Below are 16297 nucleotides of genomic sequence, written 5' to 3' on the forward strand. Positions count from 1 at the left end.
AGTCTCCCAACGGTCTGTACTGGCTAGAGTCAGATTCGGCTTTCCGTCCTGCCCACCCCATCAAGTCTAAGCATACAAGCCGGCTTGCTGGCGAAGGCGTCGGGTCAGTTGCATCAATGTCGCCTGACACAACAGTTCGCCAGCAAGCCGGCTCCTACGGGGGTGTGGGGTGTCAGGGCGATGAGGGACTAATCGCGGATGCGCTCCGCTTCTGGCCGAAGGCCGTGGGAGCCGGCTTGCTGGCGAAGGCGTCGGGTCAGTTGCATCAATGTCGCCTGAAAGCCAGGTTCGCCAGCAAGCCGGCTCCTACGGGGGTGTGGGGTGTCAGGGCGATGAGGGACTGATCGTGGACGCGCTCCGCTTCTGGCCAAAGGCCGTGGGAGCCGGCTTGCTGGCGAAGGCGTCGGGTCAGTTGCATCAATGTCGCCTGATACAACGGTTCGCCAGCAAGCCGGCTCCTACGGATGTTCACGGAGCCCAGCCGCCAGAGGTTTCATCAGCCAATAGCTACTCCGGTTTTTCCAGTTCCTCCACCAGCGCCTTGAAGAACCGCGCCGCTTCGCCGCCGGTGACGGCGCGGTGGTCGAAGGTCAGGGACAGCGGCAGGATCGGGTGGATCACCACTTGTCCGTCCATCGCCACCGGCTCTTGCCGGATGCCGCCAGCGCCGAGGATCGCCACTTGCGGCGGCACCACCACCGGGTTGGCGTAGCGTCCGAACAGGGTGCCGAAGTTGGACAGGGTGATGGTCGCGCCCATCATTTCCCGCGGTGGGATCGAACGGGCTTTGACGTCGGCGCGCAGGCAGTTCAGGCCCTCTTTCAAATCCGCTGCCTCGCGGTTGCCGACGTCCCGCAGCACCGGCACGAACAGGCCGTCCGGGGTGTCCACCGCGATGCCCAGATCAAGGTTATTGTGATGCTTGATCGACAGCGATTTGCCGTCGAACCAGCTATTGAGCACCGGCTCGACCTTGCACGCCGCCGCCATGGCCTTCCCGATGCGGATCAGCGGGTCCCGTGCCGACGCCCAGCGATGCAGGTCGGCATCGCCGAAGATCGTCACCGGCACCACTTCCGCGTGGGACTTGGCCATGTTCAGCGCCATGCTGCGGCGCACGCCACGCAGTTTCTCGCCGCCGAACTTGTCGCGCTCGGCCTGGGAGGCGTTTTCCACATCGGCACGGGTGATCAGGCCATCGCGGCCGGAACCGTTGAGGGCATTGAGATCCACCCCGAGTTGCCGCGCCAGTTGACGCACCGCAGGCGTGGCGCGGGCCGACATGTGCTCGCGGGTCGAAGGCGCAGCGCCAACGAAAAACTGATCGTCCTGACTGTCGCCACCGCCTTCCAGACGCCCGACCACCGTGCCGGCATCACCCTCGCCTTCAAACGCCATCAGCGGTTCGCCGACGTGCAGGATGTCGCCATCGCCGCCGTAAACCTTCGCCACCACGCCGTCATAAGGCGCCGGGATATCGACGATGGCCTTGGCGGTCTCGACGGACACCACCAACTGATCGGCCTTGACCGTGTCACCGGCCTTGACGTGCCACTCGACGATTTCCGCTTCCTGCAGACCTTCGCCCAGATCGGGCAGTTTGAAATATTTCATCGCAAGCCTCCTCGGCCGTCAGGCGTCATTCAGGGCGCAGTCGCAGGCGTGAAGAATGTCTTCGACGCTGGGGATATACAGCTGCTCCAGGCGGTACAGCGGCGGCGGAATGTCCGGCGCGGTGACCCGCTGGATCGGCGCCTGCAGGTCCAGCAGCACCCGCTCGTAGAGGCTGGCGGCGATGTCCCCGCCGAGCCCGCCGGAGCGCGGCGCTTCATGGACGATCACGCAGCGCCCGGTCTTGCGCACCGAGGCTTCCAGGGTGTCGAGGTCCAGCGGTTTGACGCAGGCGACATCGATGACTTCGGCGGAAATCCCCTGCCCGGCCAGTGCCGACGCCGCCTGCAGGGTTTCGTGCACGCTGGCGCCCCAACTGATCAGGGTGATGTCGCTGCCTTCACGTAAGGTGAAGCAGGTGTCCAGCGGCAGACGCTTGCCGTCGTCGACCAAGGGCTGTGGGTTCATCCGGTACAAGCGGGTCGGCTCCAGAAAGATCACCGGATCAGGTTCATCGATGGCCGCCAGCAACAGGCCATAAGCCCGGGCCGGCGAGGATGGAATCACCACGCGCAAGCCCGGCACGTGGGCGAACATCGCCTCGGTGCTCTCGCTGTGATGTTCCGGCGCACGAATCCCGGCGCCCATGGGCGAACGCATGACCATCGGGCAGCTCAGCCGCCCGCGCGTACGGTTGCGCATGCGCGCGGCGTGTGACACCAGGTGCTCCATGGCCGCATAGATGAAGCCCATGAACTGGATCTCCACCACCGGCTTGAGGCCTTGCGCGGCCATGCCGATGACCAATCCGCCGAGCATGGTTTCCGCCAGCGGCGAGTCGATCACCCGCTTGAAACCGAAGGTGTCGCGCAAACCCTGAGTGGCGCGGAACACGCCGCCGTTGACACCGACGTCTTCGCCGAGCACCACGACATTTTCGTCTTCGGCCATGGCCCTGTGCAGGGCCAGATTGACCGCCTCAAGCAGGCTGAGTTTTTTGCCTGTGGCAACTTCCGGCAGTTCATTCGCCATGATCGGCACCTCCGTTGCGACGGGCCACACGCTCCAGGAACCACTCGCGCTGATCAGCCAGCACCGCCGGCCATTTCGCGTAGACGTGGTCGATCACCGATTCCGGCGCCTGGTTGCCGGCGGCCTCGAAGTTATCCACAGACCGCTGCACCAGGCCCTGACATTCGCTGATCAGCGCCTGTTCGCGGCCCTCGTCCCACACGCCCTGACTGGCCATGAACGCTTGCAGGCGCTTGATCGGCTCTTCCTGCCAGGCCTGCTTGACCTCATCGGCCGGGCGGTAGCGGGTGGCGTCGTCGGCGGTGGTGTGGTCGCCGAGCCGGTAGCTCAGGCATTCCAGCAGCACCGGGCCTTTGCCTTTGCGCGCCCGGTCGAGGGCGACTTTCATGCGGTCGTAGACGGCGAGGATGTCGTTGCCGTCGACCTGCTCGCCGTGGAAACCGGCGCCAATGGCTTTCTGTGCCAGGGTCGGCGCGCCGCACTGGATGCGCCGGGGCACGGAGATTGCCCACTGGTTGTTGTTGATCACGAACACCACCGGCAGTTGCCAGGCGCCCGCCACGTTCAGCGCTTCGAGGAAGTCGCCCTTGCTGGTGGCACCGTCGCCGCAAGTGGTGACCGCGACCCGGTGTTCACCGCGGATCTTGAACGCACTGGCGACGCCGCAGGCATGCAGCGCCTGGGTGGCAATCGGCACGCACAACGGGAAATCCTGGGCCACCGCCGGCTCGGCGTACTGGCTGCCGCGCTCGTCGCCGCCCCAATACAGCAGGATTTCTTCCATGCGCACGCCCCGCATCAGTTGCACGGCGGTGTCACGGTAATAAGGAATAAGCACGTCTTCGGGATGCATCAGGCTGCCGATGGCGACACCGATGGCTTCCTGGCCGAGGGTTGGCGCGTAGGTGCCGATGCGGCCAGTGCGTTGCAGGGCAACGGCTTTCTGGTCGAACAGCCGGGTCAGGACCATTTGCCGGTAAAGACGGGTGAGCAGGTTGAAGTCGTCGGCCCAGGGGGGAAGCTGTGCGGTCAGGCGACCGTCGGGGGCCAGGTAACGGGTGTACGCAAGATCGATCTTGTTATTGGACATTGCACACTCCTGACACGCCGGGTGGGCGTGATGGTCACGACTCGCCACTTGTGGCGGCGAGGGGTCCGACCGGCAACCGGTAAGGTCGCTCAGTCGATATTCAGCAGACGTTCTGCCAATGCGTCGGCGACCCGCGCGGGTGAGCGCTTCTCGGCCTGGGCATGGGCGAACACTTCGGTCAGCCGTGTTCCTATCTGGGACAGATGTGCCGTGATGGTGTTCGGACTTTCTCCTTGATGTTGCAGGGCGACGTAGATGAGGCCGCCGGAATTGATGACGTAATCGGGGGCATAGAGAATGCCGCGAGTTTCCAGTTGATCGGCGATGGCCGCGCAGCTCAGTTGATTGTTGGCACCACCGGCCACGGCGGCGCAGCGCAGTTTGGTCACGCTGTGGCTGTTGAGCACGCCGCCCAGCCCGCAGGGCGCGAGGATGTCGCAGGGGGTGCTGAGCAAGGCTTCGCTGGCGACCGGCTTGGCGCCCAGTTGCTCCATCGCCAGTTGCACCTTGCCGCTGTCGAGGTCGGCCACCAGCAGTTCGGCGCCGGCGGCGTGCAACTGCTCGGCCAGGGCATAGCCGACATGGCCCAGCCCCTGGATCGCCACGCGCAGGCCTTCGAGGTTGTCGCTGCCCAGCCGGGCCATGGCGGTGGTGCGGATGCCGGCGTACAGGCCAAGCGCGGTATAGGCCGACGGGTCGCCGACCTTGGTGGTGCTGGTGACGTGCTGGGTGAACTGGGCAATGCAGTCCATGTCTTCGCTGGAGGTGCCGCTGTCCATGGCGGCGATGTAACGCCCGTCCAGACTCTCGATGAAACGGCCAAAGGCCTCGAACAGCGCGGCACGGTCCGGCACGTGGGCCGGACGCAGAACCACAGCCGTGCCGCCGCCCAGCGACAGACCGGCGAGCACGGCCTTGTAGCTCATATTCCTGGCCAACTGAATAGCGTCTTCTATGGCGCTCTCTTCATTTGGATAGGACAGGTAACGGCATCCGCCCAGGGCCGGCCCCTTCTGACTGCTGTGAATGGCAATGATCGCTTTCAGGCAGGTAGAGGCGTCGACAACCATGTGCAGCGATTGCACGCGTGAACTTTGCATGAGAGCGAACATAGGCAGTGCTCCCGCTTTTTGTATTGGCGAGTATAGGCCCAGCCGGAAAAAAGCGGCGTCTCTTCCCGACATAATCCGACACATTCAGGGAGATTTCCGACACAACACGCCAATCGGCAAATGCCACTGGACGTAACCCGTGGCCAGGGCTACAACGAAGCATTCCCAGCCCCAACGTCAAGCCGCCTGATCTGCCGGGAGAAGTCGATGAATCCACGCCAACAGTGCCTTGCCTGTCTGCAGCGCACGCCGCCCTCGACCTTCGAAGCGGCGCTGTGGATATCTGTTGAACACGATGCGCAGTTCGACCCGCAGGAATCCCGGGAACTGCTCGCGCAGTACACCCGTCGCATCAGCGCCGCCCTGCCCCTGCTACCCGCCGCCGAACTGGCCCAGCCGCTGTTGCGCTACATGTCGACCATGGGTTTTCAGCAGGATGACGTGGCTCAGCCCAAGCCGCAGGTGGCCCTGCTGCACAAGGTCATCGACCGCCGGCGTGGCCAGCCGCTGGGCATTGCCCTGGTGGCACTGGAAATCGCCCGACGCCTGGAGATTCCCCTCGAAGGGGTGAATTTCCCCGGCCATTTCCTGCTGCGCGTGCCCGGCGCCGACCACGCGCTGGACCCGTGCGACGGACGCCGTCTGTATCCCGCCGACTGCCGCCAGTTGCTGCTGCGCCAGTTCGGCCCGGACATGGCGCTCAAGGCCGACCACATGAAAACCGCGACGCCCCAGGCGATGTTGCAGCGACTGTCACGCAACCTGCGCCATTTGCACCAAATCAACGACGATCTACTGGCTTCTCTCAAGGACGCCGACCGCGTGCTGGAACTCGGTCCGGCCAACATCAGCGACTACCTGGCCCGCGCCAGCCTGTACCAGAACCTGGAATGCCCGCAGGGCGAACGTTTCGACCTGGAACACGCCATGTTGCTCAGCGACGACCCGGTGCAGCGCCTGCGCCTGGAACAACGGCTGAAAACTCTGCCCTCGGTCAGCGCCTTGCACTGAGGCGGCCCCGAATGAAAAGAGCCCCGGTATAAGTCGGGGCCGTTGTTTGTCGATATAAACGACCGACGGTCCTCTGCCTATTATTATTTGGTCTTATATCGGTTGGGTTGTTTAGTCAGGGTCTTTTCTGCGCAACCGTTTATTTAATGTCGCGCTTTTTTAATTGTTGCCTGACTGGAAAAACTCAATATCAAGAACGACGGTGTTTCGGCAAAGCCTGTGTCGCTACTATCTGCCCTGTCTTCCGACGTTGATGTCAAGCTCCTGGATCATACGTCTATTCAGCCGCTGCCCTTGTGCAGCGGCTTTTTTTTGGGCGTGTTTTTTGGAGGGGCAGTGATAGTGGCTCATTGGAACTATTAGAGTATTAAAGGCAACTTTCTCAAACAGCCATTCAATTAAAGCCAGCGAACTTTTTGGCTTCGAAAATAATGGTGGGTCTTCGCATTGCGGATGCGTGTACATCGAAGCTTTTTATCTTGTGGGAGGGAGTTCTGCTCGCGAATGCGTTGGGTCAGGCGGCATTTTCGTAGCAGGCACAACTGCTATCGCGAGCAAGCTCACTCCTACAGATTGGTGTTGAAAGTCCCGTAGCAGCATGGCTTGCCAGCGGCAGCGATCGGACAGACGCCACCGCCGGCAAGCCGGACTGCTACGGATGCGTGTATGCCGAGGCTTTTGATGTTGTGGGAGGGAGCTCTGCTCGCGAATGCGTTGGGTCAGGCGGCATCTGCGTAGCAGGCACAATTGCTATCGCGAGCAAGCTCACTCCTACAGATTGGTGTTGAAAGCCCCGTAGCAGCATGGCTTGCCAGCGGCAGCGATCGGACAGACGCCACCGCCGGCAAGCCGGCCCCCGCATTTCAGGTCAACGCCGGAGCTTGATCTGAACCGCGCGGGAGGAGCTGCCGACTTCGCGGACTGCGCGTTTGAGGATGTCGTGGGTGACGCCGAATTTTTTCGTCCAGTAGAGCACCTCGAACTTGTCGTCGAGGTTGATCACGATGAAATCCTGATTGCCCTTTTCATCACGCATGGCTGACCACCTCCGTTACGTCGGCCGATGGCCGTTTTGCGCGCATACGGCTGAACCACAGGTACACCACGGGCGTTGTGTACAGGGTCAGCAGTTGTGATACCGCCAGTCCGCCGACGATGGCGATGCCCAGCGGCTGGCGCAGTTCTGCACCGGCGCCATGGCCGAACGCCAGGGGAATCGCGCCCAGCAGTGCCGCCAGCGAGGTCATCAGGATCGGTCGCAGGCGCAGCAGACAGCCTTCGCGCACCGCCTGTTGCGGCGACAGGCCACGGTGTTCGGCCTCCAGGGTGAAGTCGACGATCATGATCGCGTTCTTTTTGACGATGCCGATCAACAGAATGATGCCGATCATCCCCAGCACCGACAGATCCTGACCGCAAAGCATCAGCGCGAGCAGCGCACCGAATCCGGCCGAAGGCAGCGTCGAGATAATGGTCAGCGGATGAATGGCGCTCTCGTACAGCACACCTAGCACGATGTAGACGGTCAGAATCGCCGCCAGAATCAACCACGGTTGCGACTTCAGCGAATCCTGAAACGCTTGGGCGGTGCCCTGAAAACTGCCGCTGACACTGTCCGGCAATCCCGCCTGCAACGACGCCTGCTCGATGGCCGTCACCGCCTCGCTCAAGGCGTGGCCCGGCGCCAGGTCGAACGACAGAGTGATCGACGGGAACACGCCCTGATGGTTGATGACGATCGGCATCTGCTCATTCCTGATCTGCGCCAGCATATTGAGCGGCACCAGCGCCCCGGAGCTGGCGCGCACGTAGAGGTGGCTGAGGCTGGACACCGACAACTGCCACTGCGGATCGAGTTCGAGAATCACATGGTTCTGGTCCAGTTGGGTGAACAGGGTTGCCACCTGACGCTGGCCGAAGGCGTCGTAGAGCACGTCGTCGATGGCCTGCACCGTCACGCCCATGCGTGCCGCCGTGGGGCGGTCGATGACCAGCGTGGCCTGAGCGACCGCACGCTGCTGGTCGGAGGTGACGTGTTGCAGTTGCGGCAGCTTTTTCAGTTTTTCAAGCAGCACACCGCTCCAGTGATCCAGCTCCAGGCTGTCCGGGTCTTGCAGGGTGTATTGATATTGGGTCTTGCTCGCCCGCCCGCCGATCTGGATGTCCTGGTTGGCCTGCAGGAACAGCTTGATGCCGTCGACCCGGTTCAACTGCGGTTGCAGCCGTGCAATCACCTCCTGGGCCGACGCGCTGCGCTCGCTGAACGGCTTGAGATTGACCATCACCCGGCCCTGGCTGATGGTCGGACTCGGCCCCACCCAGGCGTAAACCCGCGCCACGTCCGGGTCCTGCTCGACCACCGAAACCAGCCGCGCCACTTGCGCGTTCATCGCTTTCGGCGAAATGTCCGGCGCCGCTTCGGCAATCCCGGTGATCAGGCCGTTGTCCTGCTGCGGGAAGAAGCCTTTTGGAATGTGTACATAGAGAGCCCCCGTCGCCACCACAGTTGCCAGCGCGACCGCCAGGGTGATGCGCTGATGGCCGAGCACCCAGTCGAGGCTGCGTTCGTAGCCGTCGTGAATGGCCTTCAGCACCCGCTCGCAGGCATTGGAAAAACGGCTCTGTTTTTCATCCTCGCCATGTTCGAGCAGCCACCCGCACAGCATCGGCGTGATGGTCAGCGAAACGACGCAGGACATCAGAATCGCCACACTCACCGTGACCGCGAACTCGCGCATCAGCCGCCCGACGATGCCGCCCATCAGCAGGATCGGCAGGAACACGGCGATCAGCGAGACCGTCATCGAAACGATGGTGAAGCCGACTTCGCGCAAGCCTTCGGCAGCCGCCTGCAATTTCGATTTGCCCATTTCCAGGTGGCGGACGATGTTTTCCATCACCACGATGGCGTCGTCCACCACAAAGCCGACGGCAATCGCCAGCCCCATGATCGACAGGTTATCCAGGCTGTAACCCAGCAGGTACATCACCGCAAAGGTCGCCACCAGCGACAGCGGAATGGTCAGCGCCGGGATCAGCGTCGCGGTCGGCTTGCGCAGGAACAGGAAAATCACGATGACCACCAGCGCCACCGACAGCAGCAGGGTGAACTGCACGTCGCTGACCGAAGCCTCGATGGTCTGGGTGCGGTCGCCGACCACTTGCACCTGCACGTCCTTGGGCAGCGAAGCGGTCAGGCCGGGCAACTGGGCCTTGATGTTCTGGATGGTCGACAGCACGTTGAAACCGGGCTGTTTGTGAATGTCGATGATCACCGTCGATTGATCGCCGATCATCGCCGACTGCTGGGTATCTTCAGCCGCGTCGATGACCCGGCCCAGATCGCCCAGTTTGATCGGCACGCCGTTCTTGTAGGCGATGACCTGCTCCCGATATCCCTGGGGATCGAGCAACTGGTCGGTCGCCCCCAGCGTCACCGAACGGTACTGGCCGTCGAGGCTGCCCTTGGGTTGGTCCAGGGTGCTGGAGCCGATGACACTGCGCACGTCTTCCAGCGTCAGGCCACGGGCGGCCAGGGCGTCCGGGTCGATCTGAATGCGCACGGCGGGTTTCTGTTCCCCGTGAAAATCCACCAGGCCGACACCGGGCATCTGCGACAGGCGCTGGGCAATGTAGTTGTCGGCGTACAGGTCCAGTTGCGGCAGCGCACGCACTGGCGAGGTCACCGCCAGCGACAGCACCGTGCCTTCGGCCGGGTTGACCTTGTTGAAGGTCGGCGCGCTGGTCATGGTCTTGGGCAGGTTGGGGGTGGCGGTGTTGATCGCCGTCTGCACGTCCTGCGCAGCCCCGTCGATGTTGCGCGACAGGTCGAACTGCAGAACGATCTGCGATTTGCCCGCCGCGCTGGTGGAGGTCATGGAGGTGACTTGCGGCACCGCCGCGAAGGCCCGCTCCAGCGGGGTCGCCACCGACGAGGCCATGGTTTCGGCACTGGCCCCGGAGAGCTTGGCCGTGACCTGGATCGTCGGAAAATCCATGGTCGGCAGCGGCGCCACCGGCAACTGAAAGTAGGCGAAACCACCGAGCAGCAACACGCCCAGCGCCAGCAGGCACAAGCCCACCCGGTGATGGATCAGACCGGACAGACCTTTCATCGCCGGGCCTCCAGTTCATTTTTGACCGGCGCGGCCGCTGTGGCCGTGTCCGTGGCGACCGCCGAGACCTGCACGCCGGGGGCGATTCGCGACTGCCCCTGAACGACCACGGTTTCACCCGGTTGCAACCCTTCGCGAATCCACTGCTGGCCGTCCACGGTGGCAGAAGCCTGCACCAGACGGGGCTGTACGCGCTGATCGGGGCCCACCACATAGATGTAATGGCCCTTGGCGCCATCCTGCACGGCGGTGGCCGGTACAACGGTGGCGTCGCGGTGGGTCTGCAGCAGCAAGCGCGCGCTGACCAGCTCACCCGGCCACAACTGATGATCGCCGTTGTCGAACTCGGCCTTGAGCTGAATCTGCCCGCTGGCCGCCGACACCTGGCTGTCGATGAAGCTGAGATGACCGCTGGCGATCTGCTGCTTGCCGTCGCGACTCATCGCCACCACTTGCAGCGGTTGCCGTGCGTTTTCCTGAAGAATCCCCGGCAGCTCGTCCTGCGACACCGCGAAGGCCACCGAAATCGGGTTCATCTGCGTGATGGTCACCAGCCCCGTGGCTTCGGCGCCATGGGCAATGGCGCCGACGTCCAGCAGACGCTGGCCGGTGCGACCGGTCAGGGGGGCCGTGACCGTGGTGAAGCCCAGTTGCAGACGGGCATTGTCCAGCGCGGCCTGATCGGCCTGAACTGTGGCCTGCTGCGCCGCCACTTGCGCACGGTAGGTGTCGACGTCCTGAGTCGGCCCGGCCTTGGCCTCGGCCAGATGGCTGGCGCGCTCCAGGTTGACCCGCAGGTTCGCCAGTTGCGCCTGATCCTTGGCCACCAGCGCCTGCGCCTGTGCCACCTGCGCCTGATAGACCCGTGGGTCGATCTGCGCCAACGGGCTGCCGGCGGTGACCATCTGGCCTTCGTTGAACAGCACTTTCTGCAATTCGCCGTCGACCCGCACCCGCACGTTGACGGTGTTGAGCGCCTGAACGCTGCCGATGGCATCGACCCAGACCGGCCAGTCCTGGCGTTGCGCCTGCTGCATCTGCACCGGCACGGCGCTGTCGGCCTGGCTGGCGGGGCTGGCTTGTGCCCGTCCCGACCAGGACGCGCGGACCAGCAGCACCGCCACAATCAGGCCGGCGACCACCATGACCAGACGTAGCGGGCGGCGGGAAGGAGGTTGGGTAGGCACCGGAGTCATAGGGGGTTCGCCTGAACGGAAGTGGAAGAAGAAGTGGAAGGCGCGGCGCTGGCGGCAATGCTCGGCGCAGAGAAGTCACCGCCCAGCGCACGGAACAGGCCGACGGCGGCTTGCAGGTGTTGCAGGCGCACCTGCAGCAGGGTGTCTTCGGCCTGGTACTGGGTGCGCTCGACAATCAGCAGGGTCTGGAAATCGGTGGAGCCCAGGCGATAGCGCACTTGCGCCAGCCGGGCCGCTTCACGGGCCGAGACCACGGCGGCCTGATTGATCTGGTAGCTCTTGTCCAGTTCGTGAGCGGCGCTGAGCTGGGTTTCGACGTCCTGCAACGCCTCGATGATCGATTCGCGGTAGCTGGCGGTCAGCTCCTGCACGTGGGCCCGGTCGAAATGCAGCTGTCCGCTGAGCTGCCCGCCGCTGAACAGCGGCTGCCCCAGGGTGCCGATGGCGCTCCAGATGCGCTGGCCGGAGAAAGTGTCGATGCCGCCGAGCAGGTCCAGCGACAGGTTCGGCAGGAATGCGGCCCGGGCCACGCCCACATCGAAATTGGCCGATTGCAGGCGCGCTTCGGCGGCCTGAATATCCGGGCGCTGACGCAACAGGCCGATCGGAAGCCCGGCGTCGGGCTGCGGAACCGGCATGTCTGCCAGACCGGGCTGGCTGAGCGCGAAGCCTTGCGGCGGTGCGCCCACCAGCACTGCCAGTTGGTACAGCGCCTGGTCACGCTGCTGACGCAGAGTCGGCAGTGCGGCCTGAAAGGTCTGCAAGGCATTGCGCTGCTGTTCGACTTCCAGATTCGACACCGCACCCTGACCGGCCTGAACCTGCACCAGCTCCAGCACCCGGGCCGCGTCGTCAGCGATGGTCTGCGCCAGACGCAGGCGATCCTCCAGCGACAGCACCTGGAAATAGGTATCGGCAATACTGGCGCTGAGGGTCATGCGCAGGGTTTGCGCATCGAAAACGCTGGCACTGGCCAGCGCCTTGGCAGAATCGGCAGTCGCCCGCTGTTTGCCCCAGAAATCGACCTCATAAGTGGCTTCGGCAAACACGCTGCGCTTTGCCGTGGTGCCGTAGTTGTTCTGCCGCTGATAACTGCCGCCCAGCGCCAGATTCGGGTACATCCCCGCCCCTGCCACTTGCGCGGAAGCGCGGGCCTGCTCGATTCGGCTGATGGCGGCCTTGAGCGTGTAGTTGTCGTTGAGGCCCCGCTGCATCAGCCCGTCGAGCTCGGCGCTATGAAAGGCTGTCCACCATTGACCACCCGCAGCACTGCCGGCAGACGCCGGGTGATCGGCAGCCCAGTCAGCCGCCAGCGGCAACTCCGGCTGATGCCAGGCCGGCACCAGCGAGCATCCACCGAGCAGCACGACGCCGCCGAGCATGACGGACAACAGCGTCCGTCGAAACACGGTGCGTTTTGATAAAAAAGGGGCCGTAGCGACCATTTTCCAGGGCATCTCCAAACCGGGACGAGGCGATCCTCGTGATGGTCTGGACAGTAACAACGCTGGCATGGCGCCACGTTCGCCCGTAGATAAACTTTTGTTTAGCTGGATGAAAAACGTCTGCGCAGAGGCTCAAGACCGGCCGTTTGCGCTCAGCTTGCAGGAGGCGAGTCGTCTTCCGGCAGCAGCCGGTAGCCCACGCCCGGCACGGTCTGGATCAGCGAGACGGCAAACCCGGCATCGAGTTTGCGGCGCAAGCGATAGATGTGTTTGTCGATGACATTGTCGATGGGGTCGAAGTCGTAATCCCAGGCAGCTTCCAGCAGCATGCTGCGGGTGACGACCTCATCGCAGTGGCGCATGAGTTTTTCCAGAATCAGCGATTCGCGGTTTTGCAGGCTCAGCAACTTGCCTTCGCGGGTGACCGTGCGAGCGGTCGTGTCGAGTTGCAGCTTGCCGGCGCGCAGGACGCGTGGCGTGGCACCGGGCACCTGATCGCGGCCACGCATGAGTGCATCGAGCCGCGCCAGCACCTCGACGAATGCGTAGGGCTTGCCCAGATAGTCGTCACAACCGGCACGCAGCCCTTCGACCCGGTGCGCAGTGGAATCCAGCGCGCTGAGCATCAGCACCGGCGTTCGCACACCTTCACGCCGCAGCGCCTGGACCAGCGAAATGCCGTCGAGCAAAGGCAATTTGCGGTCGACGATCAGCACGTCATGGATGCCTTCCAGCGCAATGTCGAGGCCGCTGCGGCCATCCTCGACGGCGTCCGCGACGTGCCCGCTTTCGCTCAAGCCTCGCACCAGATACGCCGCGGCGCGGGCATCATCCTCAATGACCAGGACTCTCACGTTGCACTCCCGCTGACGAAACTAAACTTTTTTTCAGGTTGGCACGACTTTTTGACCATGCTTGAGCAGGCACACTAAACGAATACCTCGCCCAAAGCACCGCCCTGCTTGCCGCGCCCACCTATCAGCCTATCTAACGTGAAGTGCCCATGACCCATGTACTGGTCGTCGAGGACGACATTGCCACCGCCAGGGAAATCGAAGCTGCCTTGCAGGACCACGGCTTTGAAGTCACCTGCACCGACAACGGACGCGACGGCCTGGTCAAGGCCATCAGCGTCCCTTTCGACATCATCGTGCTGGACCGCATGCTGCCCGGCGCCCTCGACGGCCTGGGCATGCTCACCGCCCTGCGTGCCTCGGGCATCAACACGCCGGTGCTGATCCTCAGCGCGCTGAGTGCGCTAGACGAACGGGTGCGCGGCCTGCGCGCCGGTGGCGACGACTACCTGACCAAGCCCTTTGAATTCATCGAGCTGACCGCCCGCCTCGATGCCCTCGCCCGCCGTCACAGCGGCCCGGTCGAGGAGCGGGTCAGCCGTCTGAAGATCGGCAATCTGGAGTTGGACCTGCTGCGCCGAAGCATTCGTCGCGGCGACCGCCAGATCGAGCTGTTGCCCCGCGAATACGCCCTGCTCGAATACCTGGCGCAGCACGCCGGCCAGGTCGTGACCCGCACCATGCTGTTCGAGGCGGTGTGGAATTACAGTTACGACGAGCGCACCAACGTGATCGAAGTACACATGGGCCGCCTGCGCCGCAAGGTCGACGGCGAAGGGGAAGAACAGATGATCCATACCATTCGTGGAGCCGGTTATGTTCTCCGTGCACCTGAGTGATATCCCGCGCACCATCAGTTTTCGCACCGCCCTGATGTCGCTGGCGCTGTTCGGCTTCTCGTTTCTGGGCCTGTTCGGCTACATCTATTGGCAGACCGCCGGCTACCTCACCACGGAAACCGATGTGGCGCTGTATCGCCAGATCGAAAACCGTGGCGCACAAGCGGATGACGTGCGCCTGTTGGAGATCCGCAAACACGCCAGGCAAGACGTCGAAGGCCGCCTGCCCCATGGCCTTTACGACTCCAGTGGACGTTTGCTGGCGGGCGCGATCAGCCCGATGCCAGCGTTCAGCCAGTTCGACAAGGCGCAGGACTTTCAATGGGAAAAAGGCAACGGCCACCATCGTCCTATCCGCTTCATGACCCATCGGCTCGACAACGGCCAGATTCTGCTGGTCGCCCAGGACATCCATGACATCCGCGAATTCGACGAACTGCTGGTCAACGCCCTGATTTCCGGCGGTTCGCTGCTGCTGGTGGTCGGTCTGCTCGGTGCGGTCTGGCTCGGCCACTCGGCGCGGCGCCGGCTGGACATGCTCAGCGGCTCCATCGAACGCATCGTCAAGGGTGAGCTGACCGAGCGCCTGCCCACACGTGGCAATGGCGACGACATTGACCGGATCGCCACGGTGGTCAACCAGATGCTCGATGAGCTGGAGCGCCTGATGAGCGAGGTCAAGGGTGTCTGCGATGACATCGCCCACGACCTGCGCACACCGTTGACTCGGCTGCTGGCAGGCCTTGAGCGGGCGCAACGGCGTCACTTGCGCGAGGAGGAATACGCTGCCGCCATCAACGATGCGATCGAGGATGCCCGGGGCCTGCTTTCGACCTTCCGCGCGTTGTTGCGCGTGTCCGAGATTGAAGCCAGCGCCCGCCGCAGCGATTTCGCCGAGATCGACCTCAACCGGATCTGCGAAGACGCTGCCGAGTTTTTCGAACCGCTGGCCGAAGAGAAAGGCATTCGTCTGACCTTCCAGCCCACGGCAACGCCATGCCTGATGCTGGGCGACGCGCAGTTGTTGTTCGATGCGACGTGCAACCTGCTGGATAACGCGATCAAGTTCTCGCCGCCCGGCAGCCAGGTCAGCTTACAGACGATTGGCGATCTGACCCGTTCGGGCCTGCGCGTCAGCGATAACGGCCCGGGCATTCCCGAAGCCGAGCGCGAGGCGGTGTTCCGTCGTCTGTACCGTTCCGAATCGAGCCGCCACACCGCCGGCAACGGCTTGGGGCTGAGCATGGTCTCGGCGGTCGCCAAGCTGCATGAAATGACGCTGCAGGTCGAGGACGCACAACCGGGTTGCCAGATCGAACTGGTGGGCCTGTCACTGGAAATCGAGCGCATGAAGCGGGCTTGATTGAGTGAAATCGGTGCCTGTCAAAAAGTTCATGTCCCGGGGAAAGGGGTGAAATACGCGGCTTCGTAAGATGGTCCCGTACTCAAGCAACACCGGCCTGACACCAGGCCGGCCATCCCCCGAATACTGGAGACACACCTGATGAAATCCCTCAAAGCACTGCTGATCTTGACCCTGATGACCGCCTCCGTTGCCGCCATGGCCGAAGGCGGTGGCGACAAAGTCGCCGAACGCATGGAACAGGCCCGCGAAGTGGCGATGGCTCATTATCAACAGCAACATGACGAGCACGCCCAGGCCGTTGCCAGCCTGAAGTCGAGTAACGACAAGGCCGAGCGCTCCAATTGATGGATGAGTGAATCGCGGTGTCAGCGCCGTCGCCTGTGAATGACGCATGCCTGTAGGCCCGGGCTTTTCCTGCGGGCAGTTGCGCAGCCGCCGTAACGTCAGGAAAACCGCATGCGCAGGTTTTACGACGACTGCGTCGCTGCTCGCAGGACAAGCCAGCTCCTACAGGTCGGTGTTGAAAGTCCCGTAGCAGCATGGCTTGCCAGCGGCAGCGATCCGGCAGACGCCAACGCCGGCAAGCCGGGCTGCTAAGGGTGCGTGGACACCGGCGCTTTTGATTG

General features: G+C 63.4%; 13 protein-coding genes. 4 read left to right on the forward strand and 9 right to left on the reverse strand.

From position 1 onward, the window contains the following. Positions 1–507 precede the first annotated feature (507 nt). From ACIPL0_RS24710 to ACIPL0_RS24725, 4 genes are all read right to left on the reverse strand, one after another. Positions 508–1614 (reverse strand): dihydrolipoamide acetyltransferase family protein, encoded by a 1107-nt coding sequence (locus ACIPL0_RS24710; RefSeq protein WP_400600481.1) that lies wholly within the window; start codon positions 1612–1614, stop codon positions 508–510. A gap of 18 nt (positions 1615–1632) precedes the next feature. Then, positions 1633–2643, reverse strand: coding sequence for an alpha-ketoacid dehydrogenase subunit beta (locus ACIPL0_RS24715; RefSeq protein WP_400600479.1), 1011 nt, complete (start codon positions 2641–2643; stop codon positions 1633–1635). Further along, entirely contained in the window at positions 2633–3733 is a 1101-nt protein-coding gene (gene pdhA, locus ACIPL0_RS24720) for a pyruvate dehydrogenase (acetyl-transferring) E1 component subunit alpha (protein ID WP_400600477.1), read from the reverse strand. Before pdhA ends, ACIPL0_RS24715 begins: the two co-directional genes overlap by 11 nt. An 89-nt stretch (positions 3734–3822) precedes the next feature. Continuing rightward, positions 3823–4845, reverse strand: coding sequence for a Glu/Leu/Phe/Val dehydrogenase dimerization domain-containing protein (locus ACIPL0_RS24725; protein ID WP_400600475.1), 1023 nt, complete (start codon positions 4843–4845; stop codon positions 3823–3825). 207 nt (positions 4846–5052) lie between these two features. Here ACIPL0_RS24725 and ACIPL0_RS24730 point away from each other — a divergent pair, with 207 nt between their 5' ends. Next, positions 5053–5856 carry a SirB1 family protein gene (locus ACIPL0_RS24730; protein ID WP_400600473.1) on the forward strand — a complete coding sequence of 268 codons (804 nt, stop codon included), beginning with the start codon at positions 5053–5055 and terminating at the stop codon, positions 5854–5856. An 868-nt stretch (positions 5857–6724) separates the two neighbouring features. Here ACIPL0_RS24730 and ACIPL0_RS24735 read toward each other — a convergent pair. The 5 genes from ACIPL0_RS24735 to ACIPL0_RS24755 form a co-directional block, all read right to left on the reverse strand. Next, complete coding sequence (locus tag ACIPL0_RS24735) at positions 6725–6892, reverse strand: DUF3606 domain-containing protein (protein ID WP_400600471.1); 168 nt, start codon at positions 6890–6892, stop codon at positions 6725–6727. Then, positions 6885–9971 (reverse strand): efflux RND transporter permease subunit, encoded by a 3087-nt coding sequence (locus ACIPL0_RS24740; RefSeq protein WP_400600469.1) that lies wholly within the window; start codon positions 9969–9971, stop codon positions 6885–6887. Before ACIPL0_RS24740 ends, ACIPL0_RS24735 begins: the two co-directional genes overlap by 8 nt. Then, on the reverse strand, positions 9968–11167 hold the full coding sequence (locus tag ACIPL0_RS24745; RefSeq protein ID WP_400600467.1) for an efflux RND transporter periplasmic adaptor subunit: 1200 nt from the start codon (positions 11165–11167) through the stop codon (positions 9968–9970). Before ACIPL0_RS24745 ends, ACIPL0_RS24740 begins: the two co-directional genes overlap by 4 nt. Then, positions 11164–12549, reverse strand: coding sequence for an efflux transporter outer membrane subunit (locus ACIPL0_RS24750; protein WP_400600492.1), 1386 nt, complete (start codon positions 12547–12549; stop codon positions 11164–11166). Before ACIPL0_RS24750 ends, ACIPL0_RS24745 begins: the two co-directional genes overlap by 4 nt. Positions 12550–12764: 215 nt before the next feature. Next, a complete protein-coding gene (locus ACIPL0_RS24755) occupies positions 12765–13466 on the reverse strand; it encodes a response regulator transcription factor (protein ID WP_400600465.1) in 702 nt (233 codons plus the stop codon). 149 nt (positions 13467–13615) lie between these two features. Between ACIPL0_RS24755 and ACIPL0_RS24760 the strand changes: the two genes are divergently transcribed. From ACIPL0_RS24760 to ACIPL0_RS24770, 3 genes are all read left to right on the forward strand, one after another. Next, entirely contained in the window at positions 13616–14305 is a 690-nt protein-coding gene (locus ACIPL0_RS24760) for a response regulator transcription factor (protein WP_400600463.1), read from the forward strand. After that, positions 14283–15668, forward strand: a complete 1386-nt coding sequence (locus tag ACIPL0_RS24765) for a sensor histidine kinase (protein ID WP_400600461.1) — start codon at positions 14283–14285, stop codon at positions 15666–15668. The genes ACIPL0_RS24760 and ACIPL0_RS24765 overlap by 23 nt, the downstream gene beginning before the upstream one ends. 141 nt (positions 15669–15809) lie before the next feature. After that, a complete protein-coding gene (locus ACIPL0_RS24770) occupies positions 15810–16016 on the forward strand; it encodes a co-regulatory protein PtrA N-terminal domain-containing protein (protein WP_400600459.1) in 207 nt (68 codons plus the stop codon). Positions 16017–16297 lie beyond the last annotated feature (281 nt).

Origin of the sequence: Pseudomonas sp. NPDC090208 (assembly GCF_044746785.1) — a bacterium.
GTDB lineage: Bacteria > Pseudomonadota > Gammaproteobacteria > Pseudomonadales > Pseudomonadaceae > Aquipseudomonas.

Coding starts and splice junctions, on each gene's coding strand:
- ACIPL0_RS24710 (WP_400600481.1), bottom strand. CDS start 1,614: ATGAAATATTTCAAACTGCCCGATCTGGGCGAAGGTCTGCAGGAAGCG.
- ACIPL0_RS24715 (WP_400600479.1), bottom strand. CDS start 2,643: ATGGCGAATGAACTGCCGGAAGTTGCCACAGGCAAAAAACTCAGCCTG.
- pdhA (WP_400600477.1), bottom strand. CDS start 3,733: ATGTCCAATAACAAGATCGATCTTGCGTACACCCGTTACCTGGCCCCC.
- ACIPL0_RS24725 (WP_400600475.1), bottom strand. CDS start 4,845: ATGTTCGCTCTCATGCAAAGTTCACGCGTGCAATCGCTGCACATGGTT.
- ACIPL0_RS24730 (WP_400600473.1), top strand. CDS start 5,053: ATGAATCCACGCCAACAGTGCCTTGCCTGTCTGCAGCGCACGCCGCCC.
- ACIPL0_RS24735 (WP_400600471.1), bottom strand. CDS start 6,892: ATGCGTGATGAAAAGGGCAATCAGGATTTCATCGTGATCAACCTCGAC.
- ACIPL0_RS24740 (WP_400600469.1), bottom strand. CDS start 9,971: ATGAAAGGTCTGTCCGGTCTGATCCATCACCGGGTGGGCTTGTGCCTG.
- ACIPL0_RS24745 (WP_400600467.1), bottom strand. CDS start 11,167: ATGACTCCGGTGCCTACCCAACCTCCTTCCCGCCGCCCGCTACGTCTG.
- ACIPL0_RS24750 (WP_400600492.1), bottom strand. CDS start 12,549: ATGCTCGGCGGCGTCGTGCTGCTCGGTGGATGCTCGCTGGTGCCGGCC.
- ACIPL0_RS24760 (WP_400600463.1), top strand. CDS start 13,616: ATGACCCATGTACTGGTCGTCGAGGACGACATTGCCACCGCCAGGGAA.
- ACIPL0_RS24765 (WP_400600461.1), top strand. CDS start 14,283: ATGTTCTCCGTGCACCTGAGTGATATCCCGCGCACCATCAGTTTTCGC.
- ACIPL0_RS24770 (WP_400600459.1), top strand. CDS start 15,810: ATGAAATCCCTCAAAGCACTGCTGATCTTGACCCTGATGACCGCCTCC.